The sequence below is a fragment of the Komagataeibacter sp. FNDCF1 genome (genome assembly GCF_021295335.1).
In the GTDB taxonomy this organism is placed as follows: Bacteria; Pseudomonadota; Alphaproteobacteria; order Acetobacterales; family Acetobacteraceae; genus Komagataeibacter.
Map to the genome: position 1 here is coordinate 1,210,821 of NZ_JAIWOT010000001.1, position 17,978 is coordinate 1,228,798.

The following is a 17,978-nucleotide window of genomic DNA, read 5'->3' on the forward strand; positions in this document are numbered from 1 at the left end:
ATCCCGCCGGTCCGCTTATACTGAAGCAGATCGTGACCACCCGGACCGCCGACCTGCGCCCATGGCGCGGGTCCGGCCCCACAGCAGGATGACGGAACGTGCGGCGATGCTAGATCACAGGGCGGGACTAGTGGCCATAGCGGTGCTGGGGCTCGTTCTTACCGCCTGTACGGCTGCACCCACGGCCACCATCCGCGGCCCGACAGTGGCGGGACAGCCACGCATCTACACGGCGCCCGGCACGCCGGATGACCCCTGGGGGCCTTACATACAGGAAGCCGCCACCCGCTTTGCGGTTCCGTCTCCGTGGATCCGTGCGGTCATGCAGCAGGAATCAGGTGGCAGGCAGTATCTGGATGGGCAACTGACAACATCGGACGCCGGTGCAATGGGGCTTATGCAACTGATGCCCGAAACCTATGCCGACATGCAGGCGCAGTACGCGCTGGGAAGCGATGGTTACGAACCGCATGACAATATCATGGCCGGCACCGCCTATATCCGCCAGATGTATGACCGTTTCGGCTCACCGGATTTTCTGGCCGCCTATAATGCCGGCCCCGACCGGGTCCAGGCATGGCGCCTGAACGGTGAACCGCTCCCCGCCGAGACCATCGCATATGTCGCGGCCATTACCCCCGGCCTGGGCGCCGACCAGCCCACAGGGCATGCAGGCCAACCGTCCATGGGGGCCATGATGCTGGCCCGGACGGATGCGACGGAGGGGAATACCGCCTATGTGCCGCCTGCCGTCCCCACGCCCCTGTCCCGTACGGCGGACGGGTGCCTGCGCGATGCCGATGCCGCCTATGATCCGGGTGCACCATGCCTGATGGACCGGGATACGCCCCATGACGGCGCGGGAGACGGTATGCCGCAAACCGCATCCGCAGGCACCGGACCGGGCACGGCACGTGATGCCGTGCTGCCCGACGGGGCCGTGCCTGCCACGGTTGCGGATATGGCGCCCTCCCCTGCCGTTGTCCAGGCCGTGCGGTACACCGTTCCCGATGCCGGGAGCTGGGCATTACAGGTTGGCGCGTTTTCCACCAATGCCGAAGCCCGGCACGCACTGGATACGACACGCGCGCTGCTTGGCGTTGCGCAACAGCCGCTGGCGGCGGTGGTCATGCCGGTTGCAACCGGAACGGGGGTCCTTTACCGCGCGCGCCTGCTCGGCCTTGGCGCGGCTACCGCGTCACAAGCGTGCCAGACCCTGCATGCCCATGCCATGGCCTGCCTTGCCGTACCCGCCCATACCTGACTGTGTGGCGGGATCGCGTGACATGTTTTTTCGCAACCTTCCCACCCTGTTCCCGCTTGTTCCGATGTACCCGTTACAGACCGGAGCGATAAGCATGCAAAAACCCGTACGAATCCTTGCGGCCCTGTCCCTGCTAGCCGGCCTGGCGGCCTGCATGGGGCCGCCGCCGCATGGACATGGCGGACCGGATGGGGGGCCGGGCGGGGGTGGATACGGTGGCGGTCCGGCAGGCGGCGGATATGGTGGCGCAATGGGTGGACCGGGCGGACCCGGTGGCGGTGGCCCAGGCGGCATGGGCGGGCCAGGTGGCCCCTGATTCATGGGGCCGGGATTGTGGCAGCCCCACCTGTGACAATGCCGGGTTCGTGATCGAAAAATGGGTGGGAAATCGCTTTTTTCTTCCTTCCCATCCTGTTGCCTGCCTGCGCCCCTCCCATATCTGGGGGGTCCGGCCGACCTTTCATGCCGGGCAGGAGGTTGCCATGACAACTATGGGAACACGTTATCGCACATCTGGCGGACCTGAGCGGTCTTCAGCCATCAGGGCAATGGATCTTGTCGGAATCGGCATGGTTCTTCTGACCCTGGTGCTCTGGCTGTCTCTGGCCTTCTGGTAAAGGCTGTTCATCCACGCCTGCATGGAGGGTAAAATGTTCATGCACAATACAATGCGACGCCTGAATCTTGCGGGTGCATACCGTGAAGGGCGCCTGGGAAACTGGGATATCACGGGACCTGCCATCATCGCTGCCGCCTTTGCCGCGGCAACCGCGCTTATCTTCCTTCTATGACCACACGGAAGGAAAGCCCGCCCCTGCCGGGCTTTCCTTTTCCGTCCGACATTTGTAGGCTCGGGACCTGATGACCGGACTGATGAGCGGCCCGGTCATTCCTCAATCGAGGACCGCATGCGCCCGTTCCCTGCCCTTTTCCTTGCCCTTGCCATCGTGTTTGGTCTGGATGCCTGTGCCGATCATGATCCGCGCATGGACCGTAATGCGCGCGCGACATACGACCATGGCAACGGCGGCCCGCAGGGCGGCTGGGGCAGCCTGGGTGGCGGATGGGGTGGACCGGGGGACATGGGCTGGTAGCCTGCCCGCTGTTAGTCCCTGCAATTCCTAAATAATTTATCATCCGGCTGACACAAATTGTTAGCTGTCGGACATGTTTCCGATACGCGGCCGTTTTTAATATCGCCTCTCATTCAAAATAGTGGAGGCATGATGAAAAAGATCGTTTTCCTGGGGCTGGCGCTGCTGGCGGCAGTTGTCGTGAGCTATCCCACCATAAGCAACGCCCATCATGCCCTGCGGGAATCGACCATTTTCGACCAGAAATAGCCTTTGGGCAGTCCACGCCATACAGCCTGCAACGTCCGTTGCCTGTGGGCGTGATATTGATATTCAAGGAAGACTGGCCATGCCCAGAACGACCCTGCTCCTGTTTACCTGCATGCTGGGCGCCTTTACCGCCAGCATACCGGCAGGGGCCCGGACACATCGTATGACCGTAACGACACACCCCCATTCCCATACGCACATCAATACAGAAATGGGCCATATAGGCGGCTATACACTCATTATTGACGAAAACAGCAGCGAATATCACAACATAGACGCAAAATGCGCAGCCCAGGGGCTGGGAAACGTTTCCTCGCAATCCGCGACCGTAGGGGTAAGCCAGGGATCACGACGCAATTTTTATGCCCATTGCATGGTCCAGAACGGCGCCTGGCGATAGGGAACAGCCGTTGCAGGAAAGGCCGTTACCGCGAATTTTTCACTCCGGACAGGCATCGCCACAACGCCTGCCTCCGCCCTGCGTTGTGGCTGCACCCACGGGAGGCCCACATGCGATATCCGACCAGACTCTTTGCCGCCACCATGCTGGCCCTGACCATGGCCGGGTGCCATCATACCGACCGGAATCACCCGCTCTACTGGCACGAGCAGGAAAACCGGGATCATAACCCGCAGCAGCACTGGAGCCGTGGCCCCCATATCGATCACTGATACAGCGTGCTGGCAGGGACTGTTCGCATAAAGATGGTATAAAAATATTTATTGTAAGGGTTTTTTCATAAAAATACCTTTTTTGTGAATATCGGCCCGTTCCGGGTCATGCCACGATAGCGCAAAAGGGAGGATACACATGGCCTGCATTGATAAGCGCCATCTGCCACATTACAATGACCTTGCATTGATGGATAATTTACATCCACGCAAGCTTGCGCCTGAATCCGGTATTTACAAATGCCAGACATGTGGCCACGAAACCGTTGCCTTCAAGGGACATCCCCTCCCCCCCGAGCACGCATTCAAGCATGATGACGGCATGCCGACCCTGTGGTGCCTGGTCGCCTCCGCACAACAGGTCCATCCCGATCTGTAATGATTTTCCATCCCGAAATATCAGGAGGCTTTACGCGACAGGCTGCCGCCGTATTTCAAAAGGTGGCAGCCCACAATCCTGTCAATATATTATCGCAAATACGCTCCGGCCCACCACACGGAACCTGCATCGCCCGCCCCCAAGGGCGGATGAGCCAGCACGGATGCTGCAGGGCAACCCGGAATTGCAGAAAATGATACGCGGTATATTATGGGCGGAATACGCAACCGTCCGCCCTTTATGGCCACTTCCGACAAGGAGGCTGGCCTCCCCAGCCAAGGTCGCCCATGCCCTACAGCACAGAAGACGTGGAACGCCTGGCGGAAAAAATATTCAGGCTGCATTATCCGAACAGACCGTGGAGCAGCCGGATTACGGTTATGAAGTGCCCGTCCGGATCAGCCGGCGATGATGCCACGCCTGCCGAGCAAACGCATTTCCGTGCGCTCGCGCGGGAACAGCTGGAAAGACCGCTGTAAACATTACCTTCCTCCATCAAACAATGGGCACCGCAACCAGCATCGTGCCAATGGCAGAAGTATTGGCGCGGCTACTGCATGGTGACAGGCGTCAGAACATGACAGCCTGTTTTCATCCTTTCAGCCGATATGCAGGACTGCATGCGCGATAACCCGGCCAGGACGGGCAACGGGAGTTTCATCCAACATCGCGGGAACATCCTTTTGCTGATTCTCAGGCACATCCTGGCCTGTGAAATCGGAAAATGGGGCATCACAACACGTTACGATAAACCGAAATCTGTTTCCTTCGCTGCCGTTCAATGCGTCGTAACTGCCATCGGGATTGACTGACAACACGACAGACGCTTCTGGCACGGGCACATCAATGATGCCTCTGCCCACGGGGGTGATTAAAGGCCGATGGATCAGGGTCCGGAGGGCCCACCCTTCAATTGCCAGAAGCATCCGCCCACGGGCGGTCCAGGCTGTCACGCCTATAACGCCGATGATCTGCATGTTCCGTGACCCACGCCACAGCGGATTGCACCCCGGTAACGCCAAACGCCACCCAGATCATTTCATCCGCCCCTGCCACCAGCAGTCCTGCGTAAATACGATGGACAGGTAACCCACATGCCACTGCCCGCACCCGGCTCGAAGCCAAAGTGAGCCGGGCGCTGCATATCGGGACAAAAGTCGATACAGAAACCCCGTAAAGACAGCGGTTTTTGTGCGTGGTAACATCTAGACGGCGGCGGAATACCTAGCTAAACAGACCCTATGGAGAGGTGGCCGAGCGGTTGAAGGCAGCGGTCTTGAAAATCTCCGCCACTCTCCAATAAAATTCGAAAATCATTTATTATCAATGCATTGATGTGCGTTCATATTCCGCATGCAACGCCCTATTCCTGCCTTTCCGCACAGCATGTCGGCACAAAAAGCGGCACAGCAATCGATGCTGATCACCTGCCAGATTGCGGGTGGCTCTTGGTCATTGCTTGGCATGTTTTTTGTTGAAAGTGATACCTCATATCAGTATCATTCCTGCATGAAAGCCAAGCACCGCCGTACCCTCGAACTGATCTTCAAACGGCCTGTCTCTGGCAACGTCGCATGGAGCGACATTGAAGCCCTGTTCGTCTCGCTTGGCGCCGAGGTGTCGGAACGCGAAGGCTCGCGCATTGGCGTCGTACTGTTCGGGGAAATCAGGGTCTTTCACCGCCCTCACCCCAAACCGGATACGGACAAGGGTGCGGTGGCATCGGTACGGAAATGGCTGGAGCAGAACGGAGTTACGCCATGAACAACGTTATGGAAATTGGCGGCCACCGGGCCGTCATCCAGTTTGATCCGGAAATCGGCATGTTCCGGGGCGAATTCCTTGGCCTGAATGGCGGGGCGGACTTCTATGCCGACAGCGTGGAGGGACTGCGCAAGGAAGGCGAGACCTCGCTCCGCGTGTTTCTGAAGATGTGCGAGGAAAAGGGAATCGAGCCCACAAAACGCTATTCCGGCAAGTTCCAGGTTCGCCTGTCACCGGATGTCCATGCCCGCGCTGCTGAAATCGCGGCCGCCCGTGGCGTGAGCCTGAACCGGCTTGTCCAGGATGCGCTGGAGCTGGTGGAGCAGTAAGGTTCACCCAGCGATCAGATCATAAATTACTGGTGCTGGTTCGCCAGTGAAGCAAACGGCAGGGCCTTCGGGTTCCTGCCGTTTTGGTTTTTGACACAGAATGTGTGCATCTTGTGTCTAAGATCCCTAATGCACACCATATGTAGTGCTTTGCCCCTTCCAATATTTTGAAGGTACGGCTATTCAGATTTTAGACAAAAAGAAAGGGGCTAGGATTCGCGGTCCTGCCCCTCTCTGCTCCGCAAGCGTTTAGGCCGCCTGCGGAATGCTCTCTTGTGTAGCACGGGTCATATGGCCCGTACAAGAAGTAGGGTCAAGGGCGGCTTATATTAAAACTGGAGGCCCCAATATGGCGGCTCATAAGCCTGCCGGTCGTGGACCGGTTTCCCCCAATACTTCTTCCCGCGTGAAAACAGTTGCCGCAAATGTCCTGAATACAGGGCGCGCAACACCTGCACAGGCCAAGACGCTGGCAGCCTCTGTCATGCGTCACGAACCTGCTCACAAGGGGCCAAAGAAGTAAGCTGCTGTATCGCTGAACGCGGTATATGCATAACGCCATTGGCTTGGGGACGCTCGCTTGTGGCGTCCCCAATGCTGAGAGCAACTACGATACCTGCTGATGTATCATGGATCAGATGGCCTACCGTCTGGCAGACGATTGGGGCAGGCTTGAGAATTTCATCTGCCCATTGCCAAGCGGCCTCAGGCTGCCCGCTATCAAGCCACATCACAACGACTATCGGATAATCGCTCATTTCTGACGCTCTCTCCGTAAACAGAACAGCCGGTGCAGCCAACGCCAGATCATGGCGCTGGCGTCCCAAGGTTATCGCGTACATAGCGCTGGTGGTCGCGGCGCTCTACAAAGTAGATCACCCAGCCCAGCGCGGACTGCGCCCCGATGATGCCGAGCGCCACCCAGATCATTCCATCCGCCCCCGCTGCCAGCAGTCGCGCGCGAACGCGATGAGCAGATAACCCACCGCGCAGGCTGCCCCCAGCACGAAGCCGAGAGCCAATCCGGTGTAGAAGTTCACGATGCCTGGATGGCCGCGTTGTCGGCCTTGCACTTGGCGTAGATCGCCTCGATGTCGGCTACGGTCGGACCAGTGCTGCTTTTGGTCTGTTCGACCGCCTGCACGATGGTGGTCCAGGCCTCGGGCCCGTATTTCTCGATCAGGCCGATGACGGTGGTGGCACCGCTTACGATGGCGCTCAGTTCTGCTGCATCCATGTCAGTTGCTCTCCGTGGTGGTGCCGGTCTGGGCATCGACCAGCGCGGACTGCAGGCCGGCCAGCGCGCTTTCGGCGGTGGAAACGGTGGTGGTTGTCAGGCTGCTGCCTGACGTGACGGCACTGTCCAGCGTGGTGAGCGGGGTCAGAGCGGCCGCGGCGGCCGTCTTGATCTCGGCCTTGATGGTGGCATTCACGTTGCCGCTGGCCAGATAGGCTTCGGCACCGGTGGCCGCCACATGGTAGGCGCTCATGGTGTCGTATGCAGCCTTCTGCAGGTTCACCTGCTTATCGGATGCACAGGCGCCGAGGGAGGCCAGCGAGAAGATGGCAGCACAGGCCGCCAGACGGGATCGTTTGGTCATGTCGGTTCCTTATGGCCAGAGCACAGCTGGCGTGTAGGCGGCCCACGTGTTCTCTGCCGTGCAGACGTAGATGCCGCTGGATGCGAAGATGATGGTGCCGGGCGTACCGGCGGCAGTGGACGATGCAGGTGCCGTACCAATGGTCACGATCAGATTGCCAGCCGTATCCATGCCCGGCGCGCTGGTGGCGATCATGCGCTGGGTGTCCCGTCGCGTCGGATACAGGCCGGGGTCGAACCGGCCCGGCCGCCGGATGGGGTTAGGCGTTCCCATTGGCCGCCAGCTCCGGTTTGCCCTTCTTGTTCAGGACAGGGATGCCTGCTGCCGCCACGGCCTGCTTGGCGGCCGGCTTGTCCGCCACCGGCACGCGCACGCCGGACTGTCCCGGCTTGAAGTGGTTTTCTGCCCAGCCGATGTTCAGGCCGATGGTGGTCATGACCTGATAGGCCACGGCCCACCTGCTGCCCGCGTGCGGCGGCGGGATCATTGCCGTGGCGGCCCCGCAGGCGATGATGAACAGGGCCACGTACAGGTCATACTGAACAGGCACGTATTCCAGCATCATGCCAATGACAGCTCCGAGGCCGCCGAATTTTGCCGCGGTATTCATGCGCCATCTCCATGCAGGCCGATCCGGTAGAAGTCATGATGGCCGATTGTCTTGATAAAAAACCGGGGCAGTGCCCACATCGGGGCCGGGCTGCCGTGTCGGTAATAGCTGTCGGCCCCGTCCGTCAGGTCCACCAGCGTGCGGGCGACCAGTTGCAGAGCCAGTTCGTGCGCCAGCCGGTATTGCGGGTCAGACGGGTTCAGGCTGGCCAGCTTGGCGGCGTTAGGGTCGCCCGCGTTCCAGCAAGAGAACTGCCAGGGTGCCAGGCAGACGGATGTAATATCCGTCCCCCACCAGCCGGGGTGTGCCGCGCGGTTGCCGATTACATTGAGGACCGCCTGCATGCCGCACTGGCCCTCCCCCCTCGCCTCGCCCCATGCGGTGTGGGCGGCGGCATCTATGGCGGTGGCGTCCATCATCAGCCAAACACCCCATGCCAGACGTGGCAGACACCCCGCCACGCGGCATCACCTATCTGCCCCCAGCCCAGCAGGCCGGTAATCAGGACGGCCCAGAACATCATCCGCTTGTCACGGGCCGCTTCCCGTTCCTCGATCCGGCCAAGGCGCGATGACAGATCGTTGTCTCGATTGTCCTGCTTTTCCTGCAGGGCGCTGAAACGATCGTTCATTTCGCGGCGGGTTTCGGCAGCATTGTCGTTGACCGCCTGCATCAGAAGCGCGTTCTGGTGCTTCATATCGTCGCGCAGGTTGTCCTGCACACCTTCGACCCGGGCCACGCGCTCACGCACCACGGCGACTTCCTCGACCGTGGCATATCGGGGATCGGTCATCAGTGAGATACCGCCTCACCGGACACACCAGTCCAGGCGCTGCCGTTCCAGAGCACCAGTACGCCAGCGCTTCCGCTGCCGATCCGGCAGTCAGAACAGAAGGAAGGAACGCCGATCTGTCCCGACGCGGGAAGCATGGCGTATGTGGTGGAAAGCGGAACGCCTATACCCTGAGATCCCGGCGTCTGCGCACCGAAGTCAAACAGGCCGTGGTCCATGGGAGACGCGGGTGCGGCATGCGCCTGCACCGTGACAAGAAGGCTGGCGGCTGCCAGAAGGTGAGAGAAGCGCATGCCGTCCCCGAAACTGAATGATCAGGATTTCGGGGTATGGGTGGTTTGTTAGTACGGTGTGGAGATATGGAGGACTATCATGGCACTTAAGATGCACGCGTCCCTCGCCGTAAACGTAGGCGACTGGATCAGGACCGAACTGGTTGAGCCCCATGGCCTGAAGATCAAGGATCTGGCCGAACACTTCGGGGTGTCCCGGCAGGCGCTGAGCGCCCTGCTGAATGGTCGCGCCCACCTGTCCGCCGATATGGCGATCCGGTTTGAAAAGGCGTTTGGCGTGAAGGCCGATACCCTGATGCGCATGCAGGTGGCATGGGACATGGCGCAGGCCCGCACGCATGAGGCCGACCTGCATGTGCGGCCCCTTGTCGCAGCATAGTAGTCTGGTTGCGTCCCCTCCCCGCACAGGCAGGGAGGGAACGTGGCGCCTACCGGCCTAACTGCCGGGTGCGCTCCTGCTTGATCCGCTGCACGTCATTCCACATTTGCATGATGCCGTGCGCGGCAGCCCGCAGGCTGCGCTCGCAGTTGTCGGTATCGGCCTTGTCTGGGTGGTGGTAGATGCGGGTGCAGACGGCCAGCGCCTTGCCCAGTTCACCGGCGACCTCGGTAGAAGTCAGGGGCTGCGCATCTTCAAAGAAGTCGGGCTTCTGCGGCGCGAGATCGACCGCCTGTCCCACGTCTTCCGTCCGTATATACCGCCCCAGCACCTTCACCCCGATCAGGACCTGCTCCCCAAGCGGGTTGACGGCCCGGACCAGCCCGGTGCGCGAGCGGGCCAGGCGTTCCCATTCCGCCGTGGGTTCCAGCCGGGCCACGACGATTTTGCCCTTTTCGTTGACAATCACGGCCTCGCTGCCCGGCGCAAGGTGGCAGTCATTCGCATCAAACAGGATCAGCTTGCCGCCAAGCTGTATGGCCCCGCTCACGTTGGTGTTGCTCCGGAGCGATGCGCGAAAGGGCGCGGGGTGGCCTTCCGGGCCAGCTCAGCGGGCAGCGTGGTGTCATCGCCCGGCACGTCACCGATGATCGTCCTAATCTTCGCCAGCCCCTTCTGCGTAATCATCGGCTGGCCCACGCCTTCGACATACCCGCTCCGCTTGACCTCGACGTTCTTGGACTCCATCAGACCCGCCTTGATCTTGTCGGCATAGGCGCACTTGCGGCCCGTGACGCTGTGGATATAGAGCCAGCCGAGTTCGATCAGCCGGTTGATGAACTTCCGCTCCGGCCACCCGCACTGCTGGGCCGCGGAACGCAGGTTATGGACGCCTTCGAGGGATGCCAGTTTGTCGAGGGCTGCCACCTTGGGTTCCAGCGCCTTCTTTTCCTCGGCCAGCTTGTCTCGCTCCTGCGCCAGGCGACCGGCTTCGAGAAGGGCTTCGGCGTAGGTCTTGGGGAGTGCCGGGGCCTGCTGGGCTTCAAGTTCCATCCAGCGGCGGACTACCTTCAGGCGAAGATCGGCGCGGTAGCCAAGGATGAGGTTGTAGGTCAGGTCGCGGGGGAGATTGTAGCATTTGCGCTGTTCTCCCTTCGCATCGACATAAACGCCCTCAAATTTGAGGCGGTCGATTTCTACGTCTTTAAGCATTTTTTCGATGTCACGAACCACGTTGTCGTGGCGTTTTCCAGTCAGGTCTGCAATTTCCCGGCTCGACATGGTAATCGCGTTTTCGATGGAAGTGGGGGATAGAGATATGTTAAGAGTGCTCATACGAGTGACTTTCATTGTAGGTGGTCATTCAGAGGCGTCGGATGTGCTGCCAGGCTGATCCGACGCCTTTTCTGTTTCCGCAAGAGTGCGGACGATGCTCAAAAATTCCTTGTTAATGCTCCGATCATTCTTCGCCGCCCGCCCCCGTAGATAGTGCAGAAGCGTTCGCTCCATTCGAAATGTTATGCTTGCTGTTTCTGTCATTTACCCCTCGCGCAACCATATTGGTTTCATCCATCATATGACAGAGCAACCATTTTGGTGTCAATTGAAAAAATGCAACCATTGTGGTTAGTATTTTGCATGACTGATGAGCGCCGCGTGCCCATAACCCTGCGTATGCCGAGGGAACTTTTGGACCGTTTAAAAGCGGCTGCCGACGCGCGCTCGCATTCCATGAACGCAGAGATCATACAACGCCTTGAACAATCCCTGCCCATCAATGGACCACTATCAGAAATCAGTCCGGATAAATTAAGCCAAGACGAATCTTCATTGATCGAACTTTGGCGAAAAATGGATAGCCCCCACCGCGAGGCAGTTCTGCATGTAGTTATTGGATTAACTAGAGTAAGTATTCTGAAAGAAAAGGGAATACTGAAAGAATAATTTTATATTACAATCTGTTTATAGGTGGGGACTGAAAATTGCATGGATAATTCAAAAATTCCTTCATCCCTGTATGGGAGAAAATACCCTCTAAGGGACTAGACTTCCATATCCTGAAGTGCCCCCGTTTCCCACGCGATCAATTTCGCGCTCCATCATCCAGGCATCTTCTTCGCCACAATACCCGCCTCATTTCATGCTATAATCACTTAACGAAGCAAACGATGCGACTGTGGTCTGAAGATGTTTCTAAACGGAGACTGATCTCGCTTTAGTTAAAGCAATACGATGCAGCCTAAACACTATCCAACGTGCATCGGATAGTGCGGCCAAATGGCCGCATTGAGAGGACTAAACCATGAATAAAATAGCAGATTTTAAATTCTAGGGAACATTGCTCCGATTCGATGCATAATACAAATGCACCGCGGCAATACCTAAAATATGATTGTCAAGGGTTTCTACATAAAAATATCATGCTACCACCATCATCGGGTTTGACAGGAGACGATTCATGACGGGAGATCAGGCATTCGATTATGTCTATCCGCGTCCTAGTGGAGCCAGAAAGGCCGCAGTAGAAGCTTTTGCCGAGACTATTGCAAAAGATGCAGGCTTCGAACCGGGGGGAGATATTTTTGGTTTCGTCGCTCAAATGGGCGGGAAAATTCTTGTTGGATCTTCCGGTTATGGCGACAATGAAAGTGGCTCCCTGATTGCCAAATCTTTTTCAGATTTTACGATATACGTATCATCCCTCACATCAATAGAGCGCGATAGGTTTACTATCGCACATGAACTGGGGCATCTCTTCCTCCACTTGCCACTGGTGGTTACAGATGACCCTGATTTTCTGATGCGCGCGACAAGAAATATCGACGAAAGCTCTGAGAGCCCGATCCGAAAGTTTTTCAAGCTTGACAATGCCTTGCTGTCCGTCGTGTGAGCATGCGGATCGAGGCGATCAATGTCCATGCGGTTGAGGAAGCAATGGACTTTTCCCAATCTTTGGCGAGCCGCCTGCACCGTCCCAGCCAGGCGAATGTCCGTTCAACCACCCAGCGGCGCGGCAGGATCTGAAAGCCCTTCGCCGTATCGGACCGCCTGATGATTTCGACCGTCCATTTTCCCATGGAGGCGAGCGCGGATCGCAATTTGTTGCCAGCATAGCCGCCATCAGCAAAGATGTGGCGCAGCCAGGGAAAGCGCCTGCGTATTGCCGCCAGAACATCAACCGCCCCATCACGGTCCTGGATGTCGGCGGCATGAACGAGGAGAAAGATCAGGAAGCCGCAGGTGTCCGTCACGATATGGCGCTTGCGGCCCTTGACCTTCTTACCCGCGTCATAGCCCGAAAGCCCGCCGCTTTCCGTGGTTTTTACCGACTGGCTATCAATCACGCCCGCGCTTGGAGAGGCTTCACGCCCCTCAATCTCGCGCAGGCTCATGACCAGGACCGTATTCATGACTTCGAACAATCCGGCATCACGCCAGGCGTAAAAATAGCGCCTGACGGTTGAGACCGGCGGAAAGCATTTCGGCAGCAAACGCCACGCACACCCGGCCGAGGCTATGTAGAGCATCGCGTTGACCACCTCGCGCATATCCGTCGTGCGGGGGCGACCACCCCGTTTCGCCGGGGGTATAAATGGCATGATCAGAGCCCACTCCTCGTCCGTCGTATCCGATGGATATCGCATTCCTTCCCGGCTATGTTCACGTCGGGCAATACCAGTCCATGTCACCATTCACTCCATCTCTTCGCAAAGACGGATGAATCACAACAGGCTGGTATTGTTCAAAAACTTTCGGATCGGGCTCTTAGAGCCCGATCCGAAAGTTTTTCAACCCTGACAATGCCTTGCTGTCCGTCGTGTGAGCATTCGGATCGAGGCGATCAATGTCCATGCGGTTGAGGAAGCAATGGATTGTTCCCAATCTTTGGCGAGCCGCCTGCACCGTCCCAGCCATGCGAATGTCCGTTCCACCACCCAGCGACGCGGCAGGATCTGAAAGCCCTTCGTCGTATCGGACCGCCTGATGATTTCGAGGGTCCATTTTCCCATGGCGGCGAGCGCGTTTCGCAATTTGTCGCCAGCATAACCGCCATCAGCAAAGATGTGGCGCAGCCAGGGAAAGCGCCTGCGTATCGCTGCCAGGACATCAACGGCCCCATCACGGTCCTGGATGTCGGCGGCATGAACGAGGAGAAAGATCAGGAAGCCGCAGGTATCCGTCACGATATGGCGCTTGCGGCCCTTGACCTTTTTCCCCGCGTCATAGCCTGAAATCCCGCCACTTTCCGTGGTTTTCACCGACTGGCTGTCAATCACGCCTGCGCTCGGAGAGGCGTCACGCCCCTCGATCTCGCGCAGGCTCATGACCAGCACCGTATTCATGGCCTCGAATACTCCGGCATCACGCCAGGCGTAAAAATAGCGCCTGACGGTCGAGACCGGCGGAAAGCATTTCGGCAGCAGACGCCACGCGCACCCGGCCGAGGCTATGTAGAGCATCGCGTTGACCACCTCGCGCATATCCGTCGTGCGCGGACGACCGCCCCGTTTCGCAGGGGGCACAAATGGCATGATCAAAGTCCACTCCCCGTCCGTCATGTCCGATGGATATCGCAAGCCTTCCCGGCTATACTCGCGCCGGGCAATACCAGTCCATGTCACCATTCACTCCATCTCTTCGCAAAGACGGATGAATCACAACAGGCTGGTATTGTTCAAAAACTTTCGGATCGGGCTCTGATGACCAGCGGCGTGCAGAATGGGAAGCCAATTGGTTTGCCGCAGCTTTCCTTATGCCGGAAACCGCATTTCGTCGTGCTTATCACGTCTCTGCCAATCAGGCCAAGGCTATATTTAAAGTTAGTCTGCCAGCCATTGAAGCTCGTGCTCGGTCATTAAAAATAAGAGATTAAAATGAAAGTTCCCGAGTATAGGGTCCGGTTATTTTTATCTGTCGATCTAACCGGATCAACAGCTTTTAAACATAAACAACAAAACACACTTAAATGGATCAAAGCATTCCAAAATTTTTATGGAGAATTCCCGAAACTTCTCCGCAATGAATACTCTAAAGTTTGCAGTGATGGCAGGCAATTAGTTGAAGATGAACGGGAAAACGGCTACCCAAAACTATGGAAAACAGTCGGGGACGAAATTTTATTTTGTTGCCGCTTAAGAAGCGCGATTCACTTAGAGCCCGATCCGAAAGTTTTTCAACCCTGACAATGCCTTGCTGTCCGTCGTGTGAGCATTCGGATTGAGGCGATCAATGTCCATGCGGTTGAGGAAGCAATGGATTGTTCCCAATCTTTGGCGAGCCGCCTGCATCGTCCCAGCCATGCGAATGTCCGTTCCACCACCCAGCGACGCGGCAGGATCTGAAAACCCTTCACCGTATCGGACCGCCTGATGATTTCGAGGGTCCATTTTCCCATGGAGGCGAGCGCGGATCGCAATTTGTCGCCAGCATAGCCGCCATCAGCGAAGATGTGGCGCAGCCAGGGAAAGCGCCTGCGTATCGCTGCCAGAACATCAACGGCCCCATCACGGTCCTGGATATCAGCGGCATGAACGAGGAGAAAGATCAGGAAGCCGCAGGTATCCGTCACGATATGGCGCTTGCGGCCCTTGACCTTCTTCCCCGCGTCATAGCCCGAAATCCCGCCGCTTTCCGTGGTTTTCACCGACTGGCTGTCAATCACGCCCGCGCTCGGAGAGGCGTCACGTCCCTCGATCTCGCGCAGGCTCATGACCAGCACCGTATTCATGACCTCGAACACTCCGGCATCACGCCAGGCGTAAAAATAGCGCCTGATGGTCGAGACCGGCGGAAAGCATTTCGGCAGCAGACGCCACGCACACCCGGCCGAGGCTATGTAGAGCATCGCATTGACCACCTCGCGCATATCCGTCGTGCGCGGACGACCGCCCCGTTTCGCCGGGGGCACAAATGGCATGATCAAAGTCCACTCCCCGTCCGTCATGTCCGATGGATATCGCAATCTTTCCCGGCTATACTCGCGCCGGGCAATACCAGTCCATGTCACCATTCACTCCATCTCTCTGCAAAGACGGATGAATCACAACAGGCTGGTATTGTTCAAAAACTTTCGGATCGGGCTCTTAGGTGCTTGTATCGATTCTTTTATAGAATCTTTGAAAAAATATGGCGAAACAGCTAAAATATATGAGCTAAATACGAAGGGGAACGCATGGGTTTCATCTTTCCCCACTCCAAATTGTAGTATAAAACCAATAGACCCATCTGGAGAAGATGGTGATCCCGATTCATTAAATGGAAAAACGCCCTTACCTACGGAAGAAAATGAATTAACTATAGACGAAGATCCAAGTAAATTCGACTTCCTTGGAAAGGGCATCGATGCGGGATTTAGAATATCTAAAAATTCCGCAGTAAATACTTTAACTATATCTCCAGGCCTTGGAATACTTCTCTGCCAAGCTGCAGCTTCGTCTCGAATTACAAAATTCAATAGAAAAATTCATCTTTCGGAAATGCAAACGTTTAAAGGCGTTGCAAACAATAACCCTTACCCTGTCTTAACTATCGATACCTGCAGAGAAGATAATTATGAAAATGTTTTGGATATGCAAAGACGCCTTTTAGGAAGGCCAGACCATGCTCCGATACACGAACTCGAACTATATTTAACTGCTTATTTAGAATATTATGGTATAGAAATACCAAAAATCAGAGATACACATAATGATAAAACATTTTCTCCTCCAGATTTCTACGAATATTACAAAATAGAATGGGAAAAAGAATTCGAGCAGGTTAAGCAACAAGACAGAATGATAGAAGATTCATCAGACAAAGATAATGAAGAAACTGAAGAATCGGATATATTGGACCCAAGAAAACAGGAGCTATTCAAAAAAATAGCGACGATAACAGGTCAGAAAATTCGGACCTAAGAAAGTCTTTATTTTCTTGCGCAGGCACAGGAGCAGTTGGAAAGGCTGCTGTAACCTGCCACAAGGGACGCATGCGTTATCCAATCGTAATTGAACGTGGGTCTGAGACAACAGCGTATGGCGTGATCGTGCCAGACCTTCCTGGCTGTTTTTCGGCGGGCGACACCTTTGAAGAGGCCATGAACAATGCGCCTGAAGCCATAACCCTGTGGATTGAATGTGCCCTTGATTACGGGGAGAGTATCCCTGCCCCGTCGCCCCTTGATGTCCTGATGAATAACCCGGAGTGGTCAGGGCCTGAATGGGTCTGGGCTTTTGCGCAGGTTGATCCAGCTCTACTTGATGAAACGCCTGAACATATCAGCGTTACGCTGCCCCGCCGGGTTCTGCTGCGCCTGGACGCGCAGGCCGGCACCGCAGGGGAAGCACGGTCGGACTGCATCGCTAGACTGATTCTCAATGCGTAACTGAAAACTGGACAAATGATGGATATCAAGCCGATCAGGAACGATGACGATCTGAAGGCCGCCATCACCGAGGTCGGTCGATTGATGGACCTGCACCCCGAGCGAGGCAGCCCGGATGGTGACCGACTGGAAATAATGGCGGATCTTGTGGCCGCCTATGAGGCCAAGCATTATCCCATTCCGGCTGCCACACCATTGGATATTCTCCGCTTCCATATGGAGCAGAACGGCCTGACACCGGACGATCTCGCGCAGGTCATTGGCTCACGCCCCCAGGCTGATAGCATATTGGTCGGGCGACGCCCCCTCAGTCTGGCTATGATTACAGCCATCAATGACGCGTGGAAAATCCCGGCTGACCTGCTGGTGCCTGCGCTGGCAGATATGACAGCAGAATAAAACATTACAAACGGGAGGCACAGCTTCATGCCGCGCAAACCTGAACGCATCATGCCAACGGATGAGAAAGATGCCCGGATCAACCGCGGCATTACGGCAGGCCCCGACAGTCCCGAACCGACAGCAACGGATTTTCGCAATGCCCGGCCTGTCACGATTGGCTGGGACAAAGTGCGAGGCAGGGCAGATCACGACTGAATTGTAACTTTATGTTGCCAAATGGTCGCCATATTCAGGGTGCCATGCTTTCTTCTCCGGCGCGTATGGCCGGGACAAGGAAAAAAGGAAAGCAACAATGCGCAAGTCTGCTTCAATCCTCGCAGCCCTGACGGCATTTGTCGTTGCCACACCTGCCCTGGCGCAGGGAACGAACGATTTCTGCAAGGCAGTCACCAAGCAACCCAGCGGAGAATGGAAAATCAATTCGGACACCACCGTCATGATCGGGGGCGCCCGGGTGGACCTGAAGCCACAGTCAGTCTATCGCGGCGAAATCAAGATCAATGAAGAAGACCTGCACAACGAGTTCGACAAGAGCTGCAAGAAGTAAAAAGGCTATCAATCATGATCAGGCTGTCTTTCTGCCTGACATCGATCCAGGAAGGATCGCCCCACATTCAGGGGCGGCCTTCTCCATTTCCCCTTCTTTTACTGCACAGCCCATAATGGCATCCTGCTCCTGACGCGCCGTGACACGGTGTAATTCAGCCTGCCGTAGGGCATCCCCTCTGGGGTGTACCGCTTGTGGGGTTCATGGCTGGCCCCACCGGTGCGTCGCTTTCCCCT

At 56.8% G+C, this 17,978-nt stretch carries 32 protein-coding genes; 17 read left to right on the plus strand and 15 right to left on the minus strand.

Annotation, left to right across the window (positions count from 1 at the left end; all coding sequences use genetic code 11):
• The first annotated feature begins 106 nt into the window (after positions 1-106).
• The 5 genes from LDL32_RS05680 (at position 107) to LDL32_RS05700 (ending at position 3,658) form a co-directional block, all read left to right on the plus strand.
• A complete protein-coding gene (locus LDL32_RS05680) occupies positions 107-1,264 on the plus strand; it encodes a lytic transglycosylase domain-containing protein (protein ID WP_233065067.1) in 1,158 nt (385 codons plus the stop codon).
• A gap of 176 nt (positions 1,265-1,440) precedes the next feature.
• Positions 1,441-1,881: a hypothetical protein gene (locus LDL32_RS05685; RefSeq protein ID WP_233065069.1), complete on the plus strand. Its 441-nt coding sequence runs from the start codon at positions 1,441-1,443 to the stop codon at positions 1,879-1,881.
• Positions 1,882-2,172: 291 nt separating this feature from the next.
• Positions 2,173-2,358 (plus strand): hypothetical protein, encoded by a 186-nt coding sequence (locus LDL32_RS05690; protein WP_233065071.1) that lies wholly within the window; start codon positions 2,173-2,175, stop codon positions 2,356-2,358.
• Between the two features lie 759 nt (positions 2,359-3,117).
• Positions 3,118-3,279, plus strand: a complete 162-nt coding sequence (locus tag LDL32_RS05695; RefSeq protein ID WP_233065073.1) for a hypothetical protein — start codon at positions 3,118-3,120, stop codon at positions 3,277-3,279.
• A 139-nt stretch (positions 3,280-3,418) separates the two neighbouring features.
• Positions 3,419-3,658: a hypothetical protein gene (locus tag LDL32_RS05700; RefSeq protein WP_233065075.1), complete on the plus strand. Its 240-nt coding sequence runs from the start codon at positions 3,419-3,421 to the stop codon at positions 3,656-3,658.
• A 599-nt stretch (positions 3,659-4,257) separates the two neighbouring features.
• Here LDL32_RS05700 and LDL32_RS05705 read toward each other — a convergent pair.
• On the minus strand, positions 4,258-4,635 hold the full coding sequence (locus tag LDL32_RS05705) for a hypothetical protein (RefSeq protein WP_233065076.1): 378 nt from the start codon (positions 4,633-4,635) through the stop codon (positions 4,258-4,260).
• 532 nt (positions 4,636-5,167) lie between these two features.
• On the opposite strand from LDL32_RS05705, the gene LDL32_RS05710 reads away from it, so the two are divergent.
• Both LDL32_RS05710 and LDL32_RS05715 read left to right on the plus strand, forming a co-directional pair.
• Positions 5,168-5,422, plus strand: a complete 255-nt coding sequence (locus LDL32_RS05710; protein WP_193732309.1) for a type II toxin-antitoxin system HicA family toxin — start codon at positions 5,168-5,170, stop codon at positions 5,420-5,422.
• Positions 5,419-5,751 carry a type II toxin-antitoxin system HicB family antitoxin gene (locus LDL32_RS05715; RefSeq protein ID WP_233065078.1) on the plus strand — a complete coding sequence of 111 codons (333 nt, stop codon included), beginning with the start codon at positions 5,419-5,421 and terminating at the stop codon, positions 5,749-5,751. The genes LDL32_RS05710 and LDL32_RS05715 overlap by 4 nt, the downstream gene beginning before the upstream one ends.
• A gap of 482 nt (positions 5,752-6,233) precedes the next feature.
• On the opposite strand, the gene LDL32_RS05720 is transcribed toward LDL32_RS05715, so the two are convergent.
• The 8 genes from LDL32_RS05720 to LDL32_RS05755 form a co-directional block, all read right to left on the minus strand.
• A complete protein-coding gene (locus tag LDL32_RS05720) occupies positions 6,234-6,509 on the minus strand; it encodes a hypothetical protein (RefSeq protein WP_233065080.1) in 276 nt (91 codons plus the stop codon).
• Positions 6,510-6,787: 278 nt separating this feature from the next.
• Positions 6,788-6,988, minus strand: a complete 201-nt coding sequence (locus tag LDL32_RS05725) for a hypothetical protein (RefSeq protein WP_233065082.1) — start codon at positions 6,986-6,988, stop codon at positions 6,788-6,790.
• A gap of 1 nt (position 6,989) precedes the next feature.
• Positions 6,990-7,352, minus strand: coding sequence for a hypothetical protein (locus LDL32_RS05730; RefSeq protein ID WP_233065083.1), 363 nt, complete (start codon positions 7,350-7,352; stop codon positions 6,990-6,992).
• A 9-nt stretch (positions 7,353-7,361) separates the two neighbouring features.
• The gene (locus tag LDL32_RS05735; RefSeq protein WP_233065085.1) at positions 7,362-7,625 is read right to left on the minus strand and encodes a hypothetical protein; all 264 of its coding nucleotides are present in this window, start codon (positions 7,623-7,625) and stop codon (positions 7,362-7,364) included.
• On the minus strand, positions 7,612-7,962 hold the full coding sequence (locus tag LDL32_RS05740; protein ID WP_233065087.1) for a hypothetical protein: 351 nt from the start codon (positions 7,960-7,962) through the stop codon (positions 7,612-7,614). Before LDL32_RS05740 ends, LDL32_RS05735 begins: the two co-directional genes overlap by 14 nt.
• Entirely contained in the window at positions 7,959-8,381 is a 423-nt protein-coding gene (locus tag LDL32_RS05745) for a cell wall hydrolase (protein ID WP_233065089.1), read from the minus strand. Before LDL32_RS05745 ends, LDL32_RS05740 begins: the two co-directional genes overlap by 4 nt.
• Complete coding sequence (locus LDL32_RS05750) at positions 8,381-8,755, minus strand: MICOS complex subunit MIC60 (RefSeq protein WP_233065090.1); 375 nt, start codon at positions 8,753-8,755, stop codon at positions 8,381-8,383. Before LDL32_RS05750 ends, LDL32_RS05745 begins: the two co-directional genes overlap by 1 nt.
• Positions 8,755-9,048 (minus strand): hypothetical protein, encoded by a 294-nt coding sequence (locus LDL32_RS05755; protein ID WP_233065092.1) that lies wholly within the window; start codon positions 9,046-9,048, stop codon positions 8,755-8,757. The genes LDL32_RS05750 and LDL32_RS05755 overlap by 1 nt, the downstream gene beginning before the upstream one ends.
• Before the next feature lie 79 nt (positions 9,049-9,127).
• Between LDL32_RS05755 and LDL32_RS05760 the strand changes: the two genes are divergently transcribed.
• On the plus strand, positions 9,128-9,427 hold the full coding sequence (locus LDL32_RS05760) for a HigA family addiction module antitoxin (RefSeq protein WP_370636644.1): 300 nt from the start codon (positions 9,128-9,130) through the stop codon (positions 9,425-9,427).
• 49 nt (positions 9,428-9,476) lie between these two features.
• On the opposite strand, the gene LDL32_RS05765 is transcribed toward LDL32_RS05760, so the two are convergent.
• Genes LDL32_RS05765 through LDL32_RS18000 form a run of 3 tightly spaced genes read right to left on the minus strand, consistent with a single transcriptional unit; the run spans position 9,477 to position 10,966 of the window.
• Positions 9,477-9,977, minus strand: coding sequence for a hypothetical protein (locus LDL32_RS05765; protein ID WP_233065094.1), 501 nt, complete (start codon positions 9,975-9,977; stop codon positions 9,477-9,479).
• On the minus strand, positions 9,974-10,762 hold the full coding sequence (locus LDL32_RS05770) for a Rha family transcriptional regulator (protein ID WP_233065096.1): 789 nt from the start codon (positions 10,760-10,762) through the stop codon (positions 9,974-9,976). The genes LDL32_RS05765 and LDL32_RS05770 overlap by 4 nt, the downstream gene beginning before the upstream one ends.
• A 24-nt stretch (positions 10,763-10,786) precedes the next feature.
• Complete coding sequence (locus tag LDL32_RS18000) at positions 10,787-10,966, minus strand: Arc family DNA-binding protein (RefSeq protein ID WP_370636646.1); 180 nt, start codon at positions 10,964-10,966, stop codon at positions 10,787-10,789.
• A gap of 99 nt (positions 10,967-11,065) precedes the next feature.
• Between LDL32_RS18000 and LDL32_RS05775 the strand changes: the two genes are divergently transcribed.
• On the plus strand, positions 11,066-11,371 hold the full coding sequence (locus LDL32_RS05775; protein WP_193732323.1) for an Arc family DNA-binding protein: 306 nt from the start codon (positions 11,066-11,068) through the stop codon (positions 11,369-11,371).
• Positions 11,372-11,885: 514 nt separating this feature from the next.
• Positions 11,886-12,317: an ImmA/IrrE family metallo-endopeptidase gene (locus LDL32_RS05780; protein ID WP_233065098.1), complete on the plus strand. Its 432-nt coding sequence runs from the start codon at positions 11,886-11,888 to the stop codon at positions 12,315-12,317.
• Here the strand turns inward: LDL32_RS05780 and LDL32_RS05785 are convergent.
• Together LDL32_RS05785 and LDL32_RS05790 are read right to left on the minus strand one after the other, a co-directional pair.
• Entirely contained in the window at positions 12,283-13,119 is an 837-nt protein-coding gene (locus LDL32_RS05785) for an IS5 family transposase (protein WP_233065100.1), read from the minus strand. The two genes, LDL32_RS05780 and LDL32_RS05785, sit on opposite strands and share 35 nt — an antisense overlap.
• A 96-nt stretch (positions 13,120-13,215) precedes the next feature.
• On the minus strand, positions 13,216-14,052 hold the full coding sequence (locus tag LDL32_RS05790) for an IS5 family transposase (protein ID WP_233064459.1): 837 nt from the start codon (positions 14,050-14,052) through the stop codon (positions 13,216-13,218).
• A 29-nt stretch (positions 14,053-14,081) separates the two neighbouring features.
• Between LDL32_RS05790 and LDL32_RS18005 the strand changes: the two genes are divergently transcribed.
• Positions 14,082-14,300: an ImmA/IrrE family metallo-endopeptidase gene (locus LDL32_RS18005; RefSeq protein ID WP_370636753.1), complete on the plus strand. Its 219-nt coding sequence runs from the start codon at positions 14,082-14,084 to the stop codon at positions 14,298-14,300.
• 1 nt (position 14,301) lies between these two features.
• Complete coding sequence (locus LDL32_RS05795; RefSeq protein WP_233065101.1) at positions 14,302-14,610, plus strand: hypothetical protein; 309 nt, start codon at positions 14,302-14,304, stop codon at positions 14,608-14,610.
• Here LDL32_RS05795 and LDL32_RS05800 read toward each other — a convergent pair.
• Positions 14,601-15,437, minus strand: coding sequence for an IS5 family transposase (locus tag LDL32_RS05800; RefSeq protein ID WP_048856220.1), 837 nt, complete (start codon positions 15,435-15,437; stop codon positions 14,601-14,603). The genes LDL32_RS05795 and LDL32_RS05800 overlap by 10 nt on opposite strands.
• A gap of 25 nt (positions 15,438-15,462) precedes the next feature.
• Between LDL32_RS05800 and LDL32_RS05805 the strand changes: the two genes are divergently transcribed.
• From LDL32_RS05805 to LDL32_RS05825, 5 genes are all read left to right on the plus strand, one after another.
• Positions 15,463-16,326 carry a hypothetical protein gene (locus tag LDL32_RS05805; RefSeq protein WP_233065103.1) on the plus strand — a complete coding sequence of 288 codons (864 nt, stop codon included), beginning with the start codon at positions 15,463-15,465 and terminating at the stop codon, positions 16,324-16,326.
• A 71-nt stretch (positions 16,327-16,397) separates the two neighbouring features.
• Positions 16,398-16,793, plus strand: a complete 396-nt coding sequence (locus LDL32_RS05810) for a type II toxin-antitoxin system HicB family antitoxin (RefSeq protein ID WP_233065105.1) — start codon at positions 16,398-16,400, stop codon at positions 16,791-16,793.
• 15 nt (positions 16,794-16,808) lie between these two features.
• Positions 16,809-17,192, plus strand: coding sequence for a type II toxin-antitoxin system HigA family antitoxin (locus LDL32_RS05815; protein WP_233065107.1), 384 nt, complete (start codon positions 16,809-16,811; stop codon positions 17,190-17,192).
• Positions 17,193-17,219: 27 nt separating this feature from the next.
• Complete coding sequence (locus LDL32_RS05820; RefSeq protein WP_233065109.1) at positions 17,220-17,390, plus strand: hypothetical protein; 171 nt, start codon at positions 17,220-17,222, stop codon at positions 17,388-17,390.
• A 97-nt stretch (positions 17,391-17,487) separates the two neighbouring features.
• A complete protein-coding gene (locus tag LDL32_RS05825; protein ID WP_233065111.1) occupies positions 17,488-17,742 on the plus strand; it encodes a hypothetical protein in 255 nt (84 codons plus the stop codon).
• Positions 17,743-17,978 lie beyond the last annotated feature (236 nt).